We start from the raw sequence: 18,211 nt of genomic DNA, 5'->3' as shown, positions 1-18,211 counted from the left end.
ACAGAGGCGCTCTTTTTTGTTCAAAGTCTAAATTATTCATTCTACAGGAATTCTAACGGGTAACATTAGCTTAGCAAATCAAGTTCTTTACAAGGAAAGGGCCATCCCGCAAAGGATGGCCTTAAAACTTGCCGCTTCAGACAGCGCGGTGAACCGTATCATCGGTAGTGGTAAAACAAAGAATCGAGTTTAAGATTGAGGAAGCGATGCTAGACCTGAAGATAGGAGCTTTAAGTAAACACACGAGACATGTGGAATGCTGTGTGTTGCTGGTGAGGAAGTAACATATTGAAGCCACATTTACCTTAAAAATTCGTAAAACTCAAGCTCAACATTGCTTGAGTTTATTTTCAATTGACGAGAAAGAGAATTTATCTAAAGAGCTTGCATTAGAGTTAACTCGAAAGTTTATACTGTGTTCATGGACAAATTACTAACCATCCAACAGGTTGCTGCTGCTACAAGTCTAAGTGTTCATACACTTCGGTATTACGAAAAAATGAATCTTATTACTTCAATTCAACGCGATGAAAATGGATATCGGTGTTATTCATTAGAAGATATCACTTGGATTGAATTTTTGAATCGACTGAAGGCCACAGGAATGACAATCAAAAAAATGATTGAACTCGCCGAACTTAGGAGGCAGGGGGATTCAACTTTAACAGCAAGGAGGAAATTTCTCGAAGAGCATTATAAAGAAGTTCAACAACATATGATTGAGCTTCAGAACAATCTAAATTTGCTTGCAAATAAAATCGTTACGTATAAGGAAATGGAAAATAATTATTTGAATAACCGGCCAAATAAATAGACAGGGGACACACTAATGAAAAAGTCATTGCTAACATCCATCATTGCCCTCGGCGTATTTGGCATAACGAATACCGAGTTTGGCGTTGTGGGCATTTTACCGCAGATCTCGAAGCACTTTCAAGTCAGCGTTTCTCAAACAGGTATGCTTGTAAGCCTGTTTGCACTGATCATTGCCATTTCTGGTCCATTCATGACTTTATTATTTTCTGGAATAAACCGCAAAAAAATTCTAGCAGGTATACTTGTAATTTTTGTAATTTCCAATGTACTTTCGGCTTTTGCTCCCAACTATACGGTCTTATTGTTACTTCGACTACTACCCGCATTTTTTCATCCGGTTTATTTCTCAGTCGCATTTGCGGCAGCTGCAAGCTCAGTTCCAGAAGAGCAACGTGCCACAGCTGTGGCCAAAGTTTTTACTGGGCTAACAGTGGGGATGGTATTGGGCGTACCGATCACATCATTTATAGGTGATCAGTTTTCACTCGAAGCTGCCTTTCTCTTTTCCGCTGTCATTAATGCCATCGCTTTTGCGGGAATTTTAAAATGGATCCCATCCATGCCAGTAGAAGAGAAACTATCCTATGGGAACCAGCTGAAAGTTCTGGTAAAACCTCAATTATGGCTTAATATTGCTGCAGCCAGTTTCATTCTTGCTGCACTGTACGCTGTATATTCCTATTTTGCTGAATATCTTACGGCAGTGACAAGCATGAACGGTAAAATGATAAGCATTATGTTGATTCTTTTTGGAGCAAGCGGAGTGATCGGCAATCTACAGGCAGCTAAGTTATTAGGCAAAAGTGTCGTTAAAACAATCCTTTTTTATCCTATTCTTCTCGGAATTATTTACTTGCTGATATTTATTGCGGGAAGCCATACCATTCCGATGATCCTTATTATTATGGCATGGGGAGCAGTGTTCACCGGAGGACTCATTGTAAGTCAAACATGGATAACCTCAGAGGCTTCAGAAGCGCCCGAGTTTTCCAATAGCTTATTCGTATCTTTTGCAAATTTGGGTGTCACAATAGGAACCACCTTGGGAGGCTGGTTCCTATCTCGGATTGGAACACACCAGATTATATGGAGCGGTTTATTGTTTCTGACCCTTGCATTTATGTGCATTGGAATGAAAATCAAGCTCTTTGATGCAAAAAGAATAGAAGGTCACTACTGAGTAACAGGATTACAAGTCTCCCACACATAGCACTTCCACACATGTGGAGTGCGTGGTAAGGATATATCGGGTGGATATTTACGAGTCAGAGTTGTATCAGTAAAAACTAGGCGTTGGTAGGTGATACATTCATCCACCAACGTTTTTTATATGCAAACAAACTTGTCCTGTCAGAGAGTTGTCGATGGAAATGAGTTGGTAATCGGTTTATTGGCAGGAGTTTGCCACGGCTCTTAACCAATGCGGGTTATACAGATGTAGATTTAGATGTCGTTATTCAGCATAGCGATCTTCATGGAATTGAAGGATTTACTCGGCAATTGGATATTAACCGTTTTGAGGTTTTTTTTCAAAATAGTGTTATCAATGCAGAAGAATACGATCAGTTAAAACAAGCTTCTGAGAAAATTAACAATTCCTCTGAAGCGTATGCGATGATGACCTTTGTTATGGCATGTGGCCAAAAACCCAAGTGCGATTGAGCTAACGGAGAACGTTAGTTCAACGAAACAGCGACAGTCTGGGACTTTATTTTCTCGTCCTTGGCTGTCGCTGTTTCAATTTCAAGGGTAAGTCAAAAACTTACTTTATTGAGTCTGACGGTAGACAATTCGAAAATCCGCGTGGAATATAGAGATACAGTCTAATACTTTATTTTCTGCTAACAATAGAGCGGCAGCTCCTGAAATTTCGAGAATTGGGGATTGAGGGAGCGATTTGTTTTTGTCGATAAGCAGAGTGGCAAAGATTTTGATCGTCCACGTTATCAGGCAGATGCGGCTAATGATTCGGGAAGGCGATCTGGTTTTTGTTGACGCCCTGGACCGGTTGGGCCGGGATTATGACGGTATCATTGCGGAGTGGAAACATATCACTCGCGAGATCGGTGCGGACATTGTATGCCTGGATAACGAAACGCTTTTGATTCCCGAAAGTTTAAGACAATGAGGGATTTTGGAAGGGTCATGGAGAATCAGTTTCTTAGTCTGCTGGCGTATGTGGCTGAGCAGGAGCGTAAAAAAAATCGAACACAACAGGCTGAAGGCATCGAAGTGGCTCGGACTGAAGGGGTTACGTTTGGTAGGACAAAACAAGAAATTGATAACAAATTCATTGAAATATATGAGGTGTGGAAATCTGGTGAGTTTACTACAACGGAAGCGATGAGAAGAATTGGCATGAGGAAGCCTACATTCTATCGTAGTGTTAAAGAATACGAAGGTAAGCTATCTTGAAAAAAAGTAGGAACCTATGTTCTGATTCATCCGTATATAACCTTTGGAAGGAATACACCAAGGGAGGACTTGAAATGTTATATTTGGATAGCTGTATTGAAGGTGCTCAAAAATTAATCGAAGATGAAACCGTAGATTTAGTAATTGCCGATCCACCGTATAATTTGAAATTTGGAGGAACCACTCAAACCAAGAATAAAAAACCTCGGTTTCAGATCTTCCCCAACGATAACCTACCGTTTCCTGACTACCGCAGATTTTGCCTCGCCTGGCTGAAGCAAGCCTATCGTATCCTGAAGCCTGGCAGCCATGTGTATATTTTTATCGATTGGCGTACCTACCCGGATATGGCCCGGTGGCTTAAAATTTCAGGGTTCACGATTAAGAACTGTATTGTATGGGACAAGAAGAATATGGGCATGGGGTGGCAGTATCGTTACCAGCATGAATTCATCATCATGGCAGTTAAAGGTAAAAAGAATGTCCGGCGGATACGCACGCGGAGTCAAACGGATGTATGGCAAATCTCTCGCATTCCGGGAAATCAAACGATTCATCCCACGGAGAAGCCTATAGACATGATGAAACGCATCATTGAGAATAGTAGTGAAGAAGGCGAATATGTCGTAGATTTCTTTGCAGGCAGCGGAGTAGTCCCGGATGCTGCAGAAATTCTGAATCGCCGCTGGGATGCATTCGAAGTGGACCCGGGTTGGTATGCAGTTTCTACAGAGCGATTGAAGGAGAAACGTACATAATCATACTTTTTGAACACTTTTATAGAACGCAAATCAGTCTTTAGTCTGATATTCTCATAACATATTATCCTTGAGCTGCCTTCGGGCGGCCTTTTTACGTTTTCAGAGAAAGAGAGGTGATAAGTGATCGGAAAGTGAATCCATAACCCATACTTTTTCAGAACGTTCTTCGAACGTTTGTGTTGCTTGAAAGAGCTATGATTGTAGAGTAGACATATTGTTCAGAGGAGGTAGATCATCATTGCACATTATACTTGTTGGCGTAAGACCAGAAATCAGTGATCCACATTTTAAATTTCATGTCTGTGGTACACCTGAGGAAGTAAAGGAAAGTTCTTTGATTCTTATGCCGGAATACGTCTTGATCCATGAGGACCAAGCCAGAGGCATCTTATTATTAGCTGAAGAAATACAGGTGAAGTTTATAGTGATTAGTCAGGCGACCAGTTTGTCGTCAACGGCGGTAAGAAGTTGGACCGCTTTGGGTGCATCGGATGTTTGGATGAACCAGAACTGGCAAGAGAAACTCCTGAAAGATCATAATCTGGTGGAGGCGATGATTCAGCAGATCGCAATACCTGACATGGAATTCAGTAGAGTAGGTGAAAGGGTAGTTATAGCTGTAGGAAGTGTTTTTGGAGGAGCTGGCAGCACACATACTGCGCTGCTTATCGCACACTATTTGTCCAGATACACAAAAACCAAAGTGGCCTTGTGGGAAGGCGGAAGTCGTCCTTGTTATTCATTTTTGGAGTATATAAAGGAAGGGAACTTTTCAAACCATCCACGTTATGACTTGGGCGATGTCTCTCTATATAAAGCAGAGGTATCGGAACAATGGATCAGAACGCTGATGAACGATTACCGTTATACCGTGCTAGACTTGGGGAATTTACAGTCCACCAAGCAGGCAGACTTGTTTGTACAGGCTAGTTTACCGGTGCTGGTGGGTTCAGGTAGCGAATGGCGTATAAATGAACTCATTTCCTTTTGCCGTGAACATAGCCGTGTGCCGCAGGAATATTGGCGCATTGCCTTGCCCTTGGCGAATGAGCAAAATCGGGAGATCGTGGCCGGATGTTTAAGTGGAAGACCAGTGTTTGCAGTCCCAAATCATCCCGATCCCTTTGGTTCCCAAGCGGATACTAACGAGTTGCTAGAAGGATTGCTTTTCCCAGTTTTGCAAAAACAGAAGAAGAGAGGATTCAGTCGATTCTTCTAACTCTGAATAGTTGAAAGACCTGAACTGCTTCAAGTAATGAAGCGGTTATTTGTGCTGTCCCGGAAAGGAGGTGATATCTAATATGAATCGACAAGGACATGTGGGGCTGGCTATTCTGGCAGGATCGGCAGTTCTCTATTTTACGCCACACGTACCAGTGGTGCCTTCTGCTGTATTGATTTCTGCTGCGGGAATCGGTGGATTGTTGCCGGATCTGGACCACAAGACCAGCACAGTAAGTAATAAGCTTCAGTTTTCGTCAAGAACCAGAAGAAAATTAAAAGGATTATCCGGTCTGTCTCTGGGGATGGGTATCTTGTGGTATGTTCTGCAGCAACCCATGCCCTGGGTATGGATAGTAGTTGGCCTGATCCTTGCAATGGCATCTCGTCTGCGTATGCTCATTTTGAGTGGGCTTGGACTGTTGCTCATTGCCGGATATGAACTTTACGGCCTGCATTGGCTCTCACTTTTGGCAGGCGCTGCTTTGCTCGTTATGCCTTTTGTCAAGCATCGCGGGATTATCCATAGTCCGGAGTTTGCCGGTGTCTTGAGTGTTAGCGTGGTTTCGTTTACTGCTACACAGCCGCTCTTGTTCCAGGCACTAGGCTTAGGCCTGCTGGCCGGATGGTGGTCGCACTTAGTAGGGGATTCAGTGACGGTGGAGGGGATTCGTTCGGTGCTCATTCCACGCCTCAAAGTGGCGCTCAATATTCTGAGAAACGGCGGCGCCGCCGAACGATGGATTGCCAGAGGTTGCTGGGTGAGTAGTATTGCATTGTGGCTTATTACATTCTAGTAAACCCAGAAGGGAAGAGAAAAATGAAAATAAAAAAGACATGGACCCTACTATTGGTCCTTTTTAGCATGTTTGTAATGCCGATGATGGCCTATGCCGATGATAATCCAATCACCAAGATCAAGGAAAAGTTGAAGTTCAACTGGAAGGTGCTAGACGGACTGGACTTTGTCTTTACACCGATTGGACTGTTTATCTCTTTAATTACAATTGCAACATTGATTTTTGTAGTGGTCCGAGTCATTATGAAACTGGTAAAAATCAGTACAGGTAAAGGTACAATTAAGGACAAATGGTTTTGGATCGAAGCCGGTATTCTTGTATTTATTGTCTTCCTCTTTATCAGCGGGGCATTCTTTAGCTTTCTGGAAAACGTTTATAATTGGACCTCCACCCAAGATCTCGGGGAAACCGTGGAAAAGACTTCGTTTATCCAATTATTGGATGATACCCGTAAATTCTCTTAATGGCTGCGCTGAAGATGGACGACGATTATATCTCGAAAATGAAAAAAATGTATACCGTTGATCCGGGTGTGGTGGATGATATGAACTGGTTTTTGGTCTTAGCAGGAGCAGCAGGGACGATTCTTTGTGTCCTTGCTCTTGCCTACTGGTTAATCCGTTTTTTTGCTTTCCTGCTCTCTGTTAGCCGGGGAGTTAAAAATTTGAAAGATACCAAGTTCTGGAAGAACATGGGCGTAGCGATGCTGATCATTCTCTTATTCATGACAGGCTCTGTTTTCACCTTGTTGTCTCAGTTTTATGATTATATGGCGCTATGGGGGTGGGGAGCGTGAGGAAACGTATTGGTCTACTGACAGTCATACTGATGATGTTGATCGGCATGACCAGTAGTGTAGTTCAAGTTCAGGCTGCATCCAGTCAGGTCATGCAAGCATCTGATATCAGCGGGGTGAAGACAGCATCTGCACTGCCCACACCCACAACAGCACCGAACGGTGCAGCAGAACCTGCGGAGCGTGAGACGAGTTGGTATATCCCCGATTGGGTAGACGACATGATCCATAAGGTTGATGAGATGATCCAGTCGTTTAAAGACCTGATGTCCGGCAAGCTGATCAAAGATGCCATTGAAGGCCTCATCGTGCTGTTGGTGGATGAGCTCATGACTCCTCTCTATGATGCGTTCGCCAAGAGTTATTTGTTTACACCACAAATAGCCGAAATCGCTTTGGTGCAATCCGGTTGGTCCATATTTATGATCATCGGCCTTGTGTCGCTATTTATCGGGATTTCTTGGCTTGCTTTTAAAATCATTAAAGGTAAAAAGGACCTGGGCAGTTTGCTCAAGGTCTTTTTAATTTGCTTTGTTGCTACCTATTTCTCCTTAACAGCGCTGAACATTGCCAATGTCGGCATCAATTGGATGGCCAGCAAGATGTTCGAAGGCATTATCGGCACCAGCAGTGTTACGTATGAGGGACTAGATGGCCAACAAATTTTAAAAGCCATGATTGTTGGCTCGGATGGAATAACGGAAGCCTCATATGCTGCTCAAACCCTTGGTGAATTAACGGCATCTACAAGCGGCGGGATTTTTAGTCTGCTCAGTTATTTGTTACTGGTAGTACTACCTTTGTATATCGTAGCGGTGCTAAAAACGTTGGTTCTGATGTTTATGGCCATCCTAGTGAATCTGTGGATCACCCAATCTGCCTATACAGGTAAATTGGAGACGATGATTGGGTTTGCCAATTTGTATTTGCGGACCTTAATTGTCGGACTGATCTGCGGATTACACTGGGCCATATTTGTCAAAATGCAGACCGACTATGGTGAGGGTACCGGCTTTTCCGCAGCGATCGGAATTCCTCCGATCATCTTCGCAATTCTCAGTGCACTAGCCTTGCTGGTATTCTTTTTCTTTTTCTGGATAAAGCCGCTGATGAAAGCGGCGCAAAGCCCGATGACGCTGAATGGAGCCAATGTAGTGGAGTCGATGGGGAAATGGGGAGAACGTACTTCAACGTCTCTGGATTCCATGGGAAAACGGATGGGTTCCGAGGGTGTGCAGAAGAAGGCGCTCAGCATGAAAGAGGGGAGTAAACGGATGCAGGAAGCGGCAAAACGCATGCGTACCCAACGCAGCGTGGGCAAGGACAAAATGGTGTCCAATCTCACAGGAGGATTGTCTGAATCGGTGCAAGGTATTGTCTATCAAGAGCCGGAGCAATGGCTGGAAGAAGGCGGACAGGTCCATATCGGTGTTGAACATGAACTGGCGTTTGGAGAGTCAGAAATTAAATCGTCGGCACTAAACATTTCCACGGTTTTGGGAGAAGAAGGATTTAGAAGTGTTTCCCTCCTGCAGGCACCGGTAGCCCAGCGTAAAAAACTGACCGAGAAGCTAAGTACTCTTAAGAAAGAATACAAAGAAGATGTACAGTGGGACGAGAGTACTGGAGAACTAATTTTGGCTGGTGAAACCCTCGATATGCTGCCGCAACTGCAGAAGGAAGGGTTTAATGTATCGGATGTGCGTGAAGGCATGTATAAGGATGGGGCTTTCGTGGATCTGAACAACACACCAAAGATTACGAAGCTGGAGGACTCCTCCAAAGCTGAGCAAGCGGTGGAACAAATTAAAGAGTCCTTACCACTCTATACCCAAGCCAAATTGCCCCAAGACAAAGCCTCTGCTGCTTATCATGCATTGCAAGATCGCACCGATGAATACCCTTGGGTTAAAGAGTTGCTGCTGGAGCAGGGGGCGTTATGGGTGCCCGATGATTACATGGAAGAAGCCACTGAAGTGCTGGAGGGGATGATGGCCCAAACCAGCCGAAAGATACGGTGTAATTTCCCGCGTCACTCGCAGTTTGCTGCCAGCATGTTGGATGAATGGAGGCGTTCCAGTACATCGAAAGGGCTGTCGGAAGTGCTGGAGCTCGCTAAAGATGAGTCCCATGTCTTTGTTCCCGAAGAACTCCTAACGGAATTCCAGAAGGCCTACGACTCGTACCGAAAAGACCGTACCCCTTACTGGCGTGCTAAGGATGGCACGGTCTACGTGATAAAGGATCGGGTACCAGTCAACTATGGACAACCGCCATTGGATGGATTAGATATGGGGAGTTTCGAGAAATTGCAAAAGGAAATGCTGCACCGGCATGAGCAGCAGCGGGAGAAGGAAAGCCAGGATGCAAAAAAGAAGGAAGCTTTGTCGAAATCGAAAACGGCCGGAAAACCGAAAGAATAAGGGCAGGTGAATAAAAATGGATCAGGAGAATCAGGACCGGGAAGATGAGCTCCTGCGGGCAAGCTTTATGGGCGATATCCGTGAGGACGTACAGTTTTTGGGACTTTCCCTGAGAGATATTGGCTGGATTGTAGCGACGACTCTGGTGATCGGGGGCTTCCCTTTTCTAGTTCCGTTCCCGGTCGTGTTCAAAATGACATGGATTGTCGTGATTTTTATGGTGAGTACAGTGGGGCATATGCTCAAATGGCCGTATCGCGTAAAGCGCTACATCCATGATGTACAGCAAAAAAAAGAAGGAACCGGTGAAGACATCGGTTCCTTCCTTGGCGTGGAGGAAGACGGATGGCTCTACCGCAGCGGGAAGACGTTGCATGTGGTTTTCTCGTTATCGGCAGTCCCCTGGAAGACTGCTGTATATGGGCAGAAACGGACACGGGTCGGTGGCTTTGAACAGTTTCTGCGTGCGATCGTACAGGAAGGATTTTCTGCCCAAATCTCGGCAGAGCAAATTCCCGATGTAAGGCATGAGCTGTGGAACGAGAAACGAAACCGCCCGGCTAAGAGTGAAGGCATTCAGCAAATGAAGCAGAACCGTATCGAGATGTGGGATCGGTTGGCGCGAAACGGCGAGGCATTACGCAGTGAATATACCCTGACCCTCACCACGTCGGAATCCAAGATCAATATCAGGGAGCGGGAGGATGAACCTGCCGATCTCAATCCAGGCGAGCTGAAACGGTTCCGACTACTAAGTGAATTGAAGGAGAAGAAAGATCGGGTGCTGAACACACTCACCGCTCATGGAGGGCATTCTACGTCCCTATTATCCGGTTTTTCACTGCCGGAGATCCTAGGGCGCTGGTGGGACCGCACCACTTGGGAATCCTGGAAAATGGCTGAAGGTACGTGGGCCGAACCCAGCTTGTCTGAAGAATTTGAGGATTTGGAAGAACAGGAGGAGCAAGCAGTGGAGCGTTCGATATTTAGCCCGTCCCTTGCAAAATCCATTCATGATGAACCCATGGAAGATGAACTTGAGGATGCAAAAAGCTCTGAGATCAAGGAGGAAGAACACTTCCTGCCATTGGTCGTCGAAGAAGTTCTTCTGAACTCTAGGATGTCTAAGAAGGAAAGGTGGCTGCGTAGCTGCAAAAAGGGGTTCTCCAGCCTCAAGAAGACCTGGAGTGACTCCATCCTTCCTTTGTTAAACAAGTGGACGAGGATCTGCCGTTTGGAGTGGCAGAAATTCAGAAAACGTAAAGTTGTAGACCCAGATGAGTTAGTGGAGGAAATGCTGGAGGAGCTGCCTGGAGAGGAAGTGCTGCAGACAATTCTGCCTCGCACCGAACAACTCCGAAAGGGGCTTCAAGGGATTGTGCTGCTAACCTCACCTGTACCGAGTGGAGTGTCTTTTTTAGCCGCAAATCTGGGGGTGGCTGCAAGCCTGAGTGGTAGCTCAGTGAGTATTGTGGATTTATCGAAGGACCAGGGAACCAAGACGGTGCTGAATCCGTTAAAACATCCTTTGGATTTGGAAGGATGGGACACCTGGTCTGGCAAGGCAACAGACTGGTTATTGTTTACGCCAATGTGCTATCCGTCTTTGATGCAGGTGGAGCAGCTGCTTCATCGCCGCGTAGTAGAAGACGGACTGGTCATTGCCGAAATTCCGTGGAACTATCCCGAACGGGAGACGCTGATGCAACGTTATCGTTCCGTGGCGGTCGTGGACTGTGACTATCATCATTGGCTGCAGTTAAAAGAAGCGGTCTCACGTTGGGAGGGTGAGTTCTGGCTTAACCGGAGTACCCCGGAGATGACTTCCAAGATGATTTCACTGCTTAAGGAGCAATATAAGCAGTCCTTCGCAGAGGTCTATCCGTATTTTCCAGCAGCAGATTATTGCTTGTACCAAGGCCGGCCCCTGGCTCTTGATCCGGCGCTTCGCACATCGTTGAATGTGAATGTACAACTGAACAGAGAGGGGAAATCCAATGAGCCTGCTCAAACATACGAATCGGTTAGTTAAACGTTGGATGAAACGTTCACGGCATGTCGTCGTGAATGCACTGAACGGAAAAGACGATAAGACAGGACACTTTGTTCGAGTGCTCATGGTCCAGGAGTATCCTCCTGAGATTATTGCTGGATATCTCGATCACTTGGATGGTGTCGTTACCAAAGCCGGGGCAACTTTGCGCAAGACGATTCGTTATGCACAAAGCGATATCAAATTTAACACCGGGATGAAATATAAACTGAACCGTTTGACGGCAAGCATCGATGATCAGAGCGAAAACGACCCGGCGCGGAAGGCAGAGATTGCTGCGAAGGAAACCATTCTTGCCTTGCGGGACTCTACTTTATCGAATGACCACAAACTGGTTGAAGTTCAAACCTTTTTGACGTTATCCGCACCGAAGCTACATCAGATCGAGGCAGCAGAGGCGGGTCTGAAGCTTTGGTTTGATAACATGTCTGGAAGGCTCAATGAATTAAAGCGTGAACAGAATGAAGCTATGCGGCAGACCGCCCCCGCGTGCGATCCTTACACGAATCACAGTGAATTTTATAACAAAACCCATTATGGGCGTGTCACGACAGATTCTGTAGCGGCACGCACGTATCCAATGACCCGAGGCTCGTTTTCAGACGCCGAAGGGCTTTATTTTGGTCGCCGGACCGAGGACGGCGGCTTTTGTTTTGTCAATTTATGTGACCCGGATGATCCACGGGCGCAGAATATTACCGTGTTTGGTAAGACGGGAGAGGGGAAAAGTTACTTTCTTAAGGCGCTGGTAGTATCGCTCCTGGAAGAGGGGGTTCATGTGTTTGTCTTCGATCTGGACGGGGAGTGGCGTGAGCTTTGTGCATATGTCGGAGGCGTGTACATCGATCACACGACGGAAGAAGGTCGTTACTTTGAACCGCTAACGATTATGCCAGCCATCACTGAGATCGATGAGGACTGTGTGCAGTATAATCGCTCTCGGTACAAGATGGCCGAAAAAAGCGGTGTGCGAACCTTTTCGCTGCTTGGGGAGAACTTAACACGCCCGGAAATTTTTGAAGTAGGTGAAGCGATCCGCAGAGTGTACCGGGCAGCAGGGATTGATAAGAAAAAGCCGGAAACCTGGAATGCTCCCACCGGGCCGAAGCCGACGATTCACGCCGCGTTCGCGGAAATTGAAGAGGCTTCTCGCACGAATGAAGATGCCAAAAGCTTGTACGACAAGATCAAAATTTATTTTATTGGAATTTATGATGATATTTTTCAAATTGAGGAGGCTTCCAGTTTTCATCTTAAAGCCCCCCTTGTGGTTTATCGAGTGGGCTCCGGTGAGGAAGACGAATCCAAGAAGGATGAATCGACCAAGCAAGCACAGATTAAAATGTCGATGGCTTTTGAACAAGTTAATGCCAATGTCCACCTGCTTAAAATTGCCGGGCAAGACTTCTCTGCTGTGCTGGTGGATGAAGGTCAGCGGCAGTTGCAAAATCCGGAGCTTCGCAGTTATGTATTCACCTGGTACACGGCCATTCGTAAGCAGAATGGCATGATGATTTTGGCAGGGAATTCTCCAGCCATAATGCTGGATACCGCAGCAGGTGTGGGAATGTGGGAAAACACAAGTGTCCGTGTCTACTTTTATATGGAACAATCGGCCGTACGATTACTCTCCTCCCACGCGGACCTTCCCGTGGAGATTCAGGAACTGATCACCCAAAATGAAGGTACGCAGCGGTACATTTTAGAGAATCACAAGAGGTACGATGAACTGATCATGCACGTGCCGCCTGAAGAACATGTCCTGTACAAAACGCGGGGTCTTAAAACCGCAGGATAAAGGAGGGGGACATGTGGAAGTCGTCAAAAAGGCCAAAGATATCAAGAAAACGATTGCTCTGATTTCGGCATTGGGTTCCCCAGGTATCGGTTTGGTGCTTATCTTATTTGGAATCGTAGCACTTATTATATTGTTTGTATTTTTACCATTTATGATTTTTTCGGATGCGGACACATATAAGACTCAGCCTGCAGGCGAGTATGCCTGGGGGGCTCCGGTGCAACTAGATGTAGACGGCTCCGGATATACTTGGCCAGTGCCTACGATTCCCCGGGTGTCTTCTCCTTTTGCTATGCGGGATTTGTTTGGAACAACCCGAATGCATAAGGGCATAGATATCGCCAATGGAGCCGCGAACACCGAGCTGCAGCCTGTCTATGCGATGGCTGCTGGAACGGTGACTGTAGCCGGATCGGCCAGCGGATATGGACAAGCGATTTACATCGATCACGGTTCTGGATTGGTCACTAAATATGGACACCTATCCACACAGATGTTTGTGTCGGTGGGCGAAATGGTGAGTAAAGGTCAGCTGATTGGTACAATCGGACAGGGCATTGTAGGGAGATCTACCGGGCCGCATTTACATTTTCAAGTCGAACTGAACGGAACGCCGGTCAATCCATTGGATTATATCCAGGTACCCGGCACAGAATTGCCAAGCTTGCCAAGTGAGCTGGGGTATACGCCTTTAAATATTGATTATGTGTTTCAGTTTTTGGATGAGCGAAAATCAGCACTGGCAGATCGCGGCTTGCTGCAGCTGATCGATGATGCCGGAAGGACCAAAAATGTATCCCCCTATCTCCTGATCGCAATTACTGGCCAGGAGCAGTCTTTTGTTCCACGGAAAAATAATCATGCCTCGCAGATTATCAAGAATCCTTGGAATGTATTTGGCTGCTGGTGTAAAGGCAAGGGGGCTACACTGACAACCGGTGAGTCTGCGCAGATCGCGGCCAACACCATTATTAAGTTATCGAAGGACCGACCTGACGGACGAGACCCCATCCAGTGGCTATCAGCGAAAGATAATCCTCGTGGGTACTACGCGGAACACAATGGCTGGTGGATTGGGGTATCCAAATACTTCAAGCTTTTATTAAAAGGGGGCGGTTAAGTGAATTTAACAGTGGTTATTATTGCGATACTACTATGGGTGTTTTACAAGAAAGGCAGTAACGGCCTACCGACCTGGTTAGTCAAAGCTTTAGGTGTGTTTCTAGTAATCATGTTGCTACGTAACTTGAATGAAGCCTATCATTTTATTTTTGACGAGTCAGACGCGTGGTGGCCACTGGTGAAAGAAAATGCTGCTCGTTTTAATCAGCAGCTTAGAGACTTAATCCAAACCATGATGAAGGGAAGTTGAGTCACAGTGAGCACTCCAGATCCACCGAAAAAGGAGACGTTTAGCCAGTTCGTAAACCGATTAACAGTCTTCGCTGCACTCGGGAGTGTAGCCGTACTGTTTTTGGGCCCCGTCCCGGAATTGAGCAGTTTGGCACACATGGTTCTTCGATATGCTTTGACATTATGGATATGTATTGTGGGCGTGCCTCATCTCACTGCACTGACTTGGAAGAATAAAAGTAGCATAAGGCTAAGGCTTGTACAGGTCCAGCAAATGATTCGGAATCGTGAATGGAGATTGAGTAGATCATCACCGGACATCTCGCTGACTAAACTGCCGAGTGCCGGAGGCATTGAGTCTATTCCAACGGCACCTCAAAGTGCTGAATCTGGTAGCTCGCAGAATTCGCTAACAGGGGATCGGAGTAGCCACCAAGTACCCTATGCTCTATTCCCGCCGAATCCCCGGCCATATTCCTCATCAACCTTATCATCGGAGCAGGCTTCTGAGCTCATCTTCAACACTGTACAACTGGCGGGGCTTAAAATGGATGAACCTCCTGAAATCTTGTCCATCGATGCAGGTCCTACACTGCAAACCATCTCGTTTCGCCTCCCCGCCCGTCTGCAGCTGAGTGATCTGGTTAAAAAAAGGGATGATCTGGCCAACCATATCGGACATGACCGTAGCTTTTCAGTAACCTCATCCCCTTTTTCCAGTGCAGCAGCTTTTGTGCTTCCGCATAAGGAAAGAGCATTTGTCTATATGAGTGACATGACAAGGGATCTGATGGTATTCGCAGAAAAAGCTCAACTGCCGATGGTCTTTGGGAAGGACATGGAAGGGAATCCGATGCTGGTGGATTTAGCGAAATTGCCGCATCTTCTGGTAGCAGGGGCTACCGGCTCGGGGAAATCCGTTTTTATCAATGGGTTGCTCACTTCGTTGGCCACTACGCGTTCTCCGCAGCAAGTCCAGTTTCTGCTCATTGATCCCAAAATGGTCGAGTTTACGATGTATACCGGGTTGCCGCACCTGATCTCCCCACCGGTAACTGATCCGAAACGGGCGGCACTGACGCTCAAAAAGCTTGTTGTGGAGATGGAAAAGCGGTATAAGCGTTTTGCTGAAGCTGGAGTACGCAACTTGCTTCAGTACAACCGGAATCATCCTCTGGATCAGATGCCTTATATCGTCACCGTGATTGATGAATATGCAGACTTGATGGTGATTGCCCGGAATGATGTGGAGGACACAGTACAGCGGCTGACCCAAATGGGACGAGCTGCAGGACTCCATTTGATCTTGGGGACCCAGCGCCCCAGCGTGGATGTCGTGACGGGTGTTATTAAGTCCAACCTGCCGTCCCGGGTAGCTTTTCATTTATTGAGTGTCTATGACTTTAAAACGGTGATGGACACAGGTGGTCCGCATTTGCTCGGTGGCGGGGACGGCATTTGCATGCTGAACGGAGGAGGGCAGAAGAGATTCCAATCGGCAGCAATCAGCGCTGATGATGATGATACGACTCGTTATATTGAAGAGTTAAAACGTTATTGGCAGAATGAAGTACGGCTAAAGAAAAAAGATAGGGGAGTGGAAGCAAATGGGGTTTCATCTTCACTCATTACAATGACCGATGAGGAAGAAGTGGAGCCATTGGAAGTGGAGGATGAATTTCTAGAAGAGACACCGATGAACACAGTCCCATCGCAGGAATGGACTAATTCGGAAGAAGAAGAAGAGATGCCTTCCATCAATGAAAGTGTGTACGATCAAGTGATTCGCATAGCGAGTGGGCATAACGGTGTTTCTGGAAGGCTGCTGCAGCATGAGCTTAACATTGACTATGTCACGGCAGCAACATATGTAGAACAACTCAGCAAAGAAGGGAATGTCGCACCCGAATATGATCCGGAAACGGGACTGAAACCCTGGCTGGTGGATACCCGGGAGAGCGATGATGAAATACTGCTGCGTGTGCAGCGGATGATTTGTCAAACGAGATCAACCCGTTCTATTGATGTACAGCAAGCACTAGGTATTCGCAAAGAGAAAGTGCTGCAGCTGATGAGCCAACTGGTGAAGCTTGATTTCTTACTCCCCCCAACCAGCACCAAAGGGGGATACACGCTGGCTTGGGATGAGGATCAAATACAGCAGTTTTTATTAAATGTAGGAGAACAAAGTCAGTTCAATTGATTTCTAGTTCCCGTTTCTAGTTCCCATTTCTAGTTCCCGTCCTTCAAAGCCGAAAACCCGCGTGGTTATTGGCTTTTTTCTTTTTGAAGTATTGTCACTCTAACCGGGAACTGGAATGGGAACTAGAAAATACAGCCTAACAATGATTTCGGAGTAGATCGCAGATTTATCGGAGCAGTTGCTTGACGAAGTATCCCGAGAACGAGGTAAGAGAATTGCGACGTACATTTAACCAGACGCGAGAGCGAATAGCATAGGGGCTGGATGAATTGGAGCAGGATGCAAATGAATATGCTCGAAAAATTGAATATCTGAGAGGATTAGACCCTAAGCAACTGGGACAAAACGCTTGAATGATTTGATCGAATCCTATAAAAACGGAGAGCTTTCTGCAGATGATCTACGCCGATATACCAATATTGATCCAGAAAGCTTGTAGTCATTACTTTATCAGTTAGGAGGAATGAGAGGATGAGTGAGCGTGATCCATCGGTAACGCCCTGCTCTATTTGTGAATGCGAAGGTGATGAGGATTCGGGTGTCATCTGCGAGGAATGTCTTGAAAAATACGAGAATGGAGGGATGGGGAGATAAGTTAGTTCCCTTCTGTCAGTATATTCAGAATTTAAATGATTAGGAGGAGTTGTGATTATGATTGATACGATGGCGAATTATCAATTAGCTATTCAGAATACGAAAGAGGCTATTAAGCGTGCCCAAGCAGCTGGTAACACCCATGAAGCAGATTTTCTGACTCACAGAACATTGCCTAGACTGGAGAAACTGCTGGGCGAGACTCGGATGCTGCAAGACTAAAAACCCATACTTTTTACGTACTTTTATAATACGTTTCACTTGAAAAAATGAGGTAATCTTAGATCATGCAAGAAAACAAAAAGAGGCCGCCCCAGTATTCAGAGGGGTGGCCTTTGCGCTTAGGGAGGAGAGTGTTGTGCAGGAAGTTGGATTTAAAGAAGCAGGGGAAATGTTGAAGACGCCGGTGAGCACACTTCGGCGCTGGGTCTTATTGCTGGAAGAGCAAGGGTATGCCTTTAACCGCGATGGGAAGCGTAGGCAGCTGGACTGGAAAGATGTCGGTATACTACGAGAAGTCAAAATGGGGTTGCAGGAAAGCCCATTGGAAGAAGCGGTTCGCAAAGCCCTGTCTGAGGTTGTGAAGGATATCGAATCGGAACCTCAGTCAAATCGGGATGGAGAGTCTATTGAGGTTTTCGATGCTGAAATCGGAGAGTTGAAGAAGAACCTGTTCTGGCATGGGCAAGATCAGGCAGTGAGCACTCTACTCACAGCTTGGACAGCACTGAAGAACACGATAAGGAGGGAATAGAGATGGCGAAAAAGTTCACACTCGGGGATTTAAAGGCATTACCTACCCTGCAGCAGTCGCATACCGATGAGCTTAAGCTAGACACCGGAAATGATCGAATTTGGTTGTCCCGAATGACCGTAGCTGATGGCATGGCATACAACAACCAAGTCACTGTAGAAGTGTATACAAACGGGAAATGGTCAACAACAGAAACCTATCAAGCACAGTAGAGGAGTCAGAGC

General features: G+C 46.2%; 18 protein-coding genes and 1 pseudogene. All 19 read left to right on the top strand.

The window, feature by feature from the left end; genetic code table 11:
* The first annotated feature begins 421 nt into the window (after positions 1-421).
* The 19 genes and pseudogenes from IEY53_RS29015 to IEY53_RS28930 all read left to right on the top strand — a co-directional run bounded on the left by IEY53_RS29015 (position 422) and on the right by IEY53_RS28930 (position 18,199).
* Positions 422-814, top strand: a complete 393-nt coding sequence (locus IEY53_RS29015; RefSeq protein WP_189031169.1) for a MerR family transcriptional regulator — start codon at positions 422-424, stop codon at positions 812-814.
* Between the two features lie 15 nt (positions 815-829).
* Positions 830-1,996, top strand: a complete 1,167-nt coding sequence (locus tag IEY53_RS29010; protein WP_189031167.1) for an MFS transporter — start codon at positions 830-832, stop codon at positions 1,994-1,996.
* A 221-nt stretch (positions 1,997-2,217) separates the two neighbouring features.
* The gene (locus tag IEY53_RS29005) at positions 2,218-2,478 is read left to right on the top strand and encodes a hypothetical protein (RefSeq protein ID WP_189031165.1); all 261 of its coding nucleotides are present in this window, start codon (positions 2,218-2,220) and stop codon (positions 2,476-2,478) included.
* Between the two features lie 164 nt (positions 2,479-2,642).
* Positions 2,643-3,231: pseudogene (locus IEY53_RS29000) on the top strand (recombinase family protein).
* Positions 3,232-3,305: 74 nt separating this feature from the next.
* Positions 3,306-3,989 carry a DNA-methyltransferase gene (locus IEY53_RS28995; protein WP_189031163.1) on the top strand — a complete coding sequence of 228 codons (684 nt, stop codon included), beginning with the start codon at positions 3,306-3,308 and terminating at the stop codon, positions 3,987-3,989.
* A gap of 241 nt (positions 3,990-4,230) precedes the next feature.
* Positions 4,231-5,211: a hypothetical protein gene (locus tag IEY53_RS28990; protein WP_189031161.1), complete on the top strand. Its 981-nt coding sequence runs from the start codon at positions 4,231-4,233 to the stop codon at positions 5,209-5,211.
* Positions 5,212-5,293: 82 nt separating this feature from the next.
* Entirely contained in the window at positions 5,294-6,010 is a 717-nt protein-coding gene (locus IEY53_RS28985) for a metal-dependent hydrolase (RefSeq protein WP_189031159.1), read from the top strand.
* The gene (locus IEY53_RS28980; protein WP_189031157.1) at positions 5,992-6,477 is read left to right on the top strand and encodes a hypothetical protein; all 486 of its coding nucleotides are present in this window, start codon (positions 5,992-5,994) and stop codon (positions 6,475-6,477) included. Before IEY53_RS28985 ends, IEY53_RS28980 begins: the two co-directional genes overlap by 19 nt.
* 38 nt (positions 6,478-6,515) lie before the next feature.
* Positions 6,516-6,809, top strand: coding sequence for a hypothetical protein (locus IEY53_RS28975; protein ID WP_189031155.1), 294 nt, complete (start codon positions 6,516-6,518; stop codon positions 6,807-6,809).
* Positions 6,806-9,232 (top strand): hypothetical protein, encoded by a 2,427-nt coding sequence (locus IEY53_RS28970; RefSeq protein ID WP_189031153.1) that lies wholly within the window; start codon positions 6,806-6,808, stop codon positions 9,230-9,232. Before IEY53_RS28975 ends, IEY53_RS28970 begins: the two co-directional genes overlap by 4 nt.
* A gap of 16 nt (positions 9,233-9,248) precedes the next feature.
* A complete protein-coding gene (locus IEY53_RS28965) occupies positions 9,249-11,264 on the top strand; it encodes a hypothetical protein (RefSeq protein WP_189031152.1) in 2,016 nt (671 codons plus the stop codon).
* Positions 11,230-13,083, top strand: coding sequence for a TraG/VirB4 family ATPase (locus IEY53_RS28960; protein ID WP_189031151.1), 1,854 nt, complete (start codon positions 11,230-11,232; stop codon positions 13,081-13,083). The genes IEY53_RS28965 and IEY53_RS28960 overlap by 35 nt, the downstream gene beginning before the upstream one ends.
* A gap of 13 nt (positions 13,084-13,096) precedes the next feature.
* The gene (locus IEY53_RS28955) at positions 13,097-14,203 is read left to right on the top strand and encodes a M23 family metallopeptidase (protein ID WP_189031150.1); all 1,107 of its coding nucleotides are present in this window, start codon (positions 13,097-13,099) and stop codon (positions 14,201-14,203) included.
* Entirely contained in the window at positions 14,204-14,455 is a 252-nt protein-coding gene (locus IEY53_RS28950) for a hypothetical protein (RefSeq protein ID WP_189031149.1), read from the top strand. It abuts the gene before it with no gap.
* Between the two features lie 528 nt (positions 14,456-14,983).
* Positions 14,984-16,639, top strand: a complete 1,656-nt coding sequence (locus IEY53_RS28945) for an FtsK/SpoIIIE domain-containing protein (RefSeq protein ID WP_189031148.1) — start codon at positions 14,984-14,986, stop codon at positions 16,637-16,639.
* A 471-nt stretch (positions 16,640-17,110) separates the two neighbouring features.
* Entirely contained in the window at positions 17,111-17,233 is a 123-nt protein-coding gene (locus IEY53_RS35795; protein ID WP_268240828.1) for a hypothetical protein, read from the top strand.
* A gap of 57 nt (positions 17,234-17,290) precedes the next feature.
* Positions 17,291-17,455: a hypothetical protein gene (locus IEY53_RS28940; protein ID WP_189031147.1), complete on the top strand. Its 165-nt coding sequence runs from the start codon at positions 17,291-17,293 to the stop codon at positions 17,453-17,455.
* A 136-nt stretch (positions 17,456-17,591) separates the two neighbouring features.
* Positions 17,592-17,987 (top strand): hypothetical protein, encoded by a 396-nt coding sequence (locus IEY53_RS28935; RefSeq protein WP_189031146.1) that lies wholly within the window; start codon positions 17,592-17,594, stop codon positions 17,985-17,987.
* Positions 17,988-17,989: 2 nt separating this feature from the next.
* Positions 17,990-18,199, top strand: coding sequence for a hypothetical protein (locus tag IEY53_RS28930; RefSeq protein WP_189031145.1), 210 nt, complete (start codon positions 17,990-17,992; stop codon positions 18,197-18,199).
* Positions 18,200-18,211 lie beyond the last annotated feature (12 nt).

The organism is Paenibacillus albidus, assembly GCF_014644435.1.
Classification (GTDB): domain Bacteria; phylum Bacillota; class Bacilli; order Paenibacillales; family Paenibacillaceae; genus Paenibacillus_AQ; species Paenibacillus_AQ albidus.
This window is presented reverse-complemented; position numbering and strand designations above follow the sequence as displayed.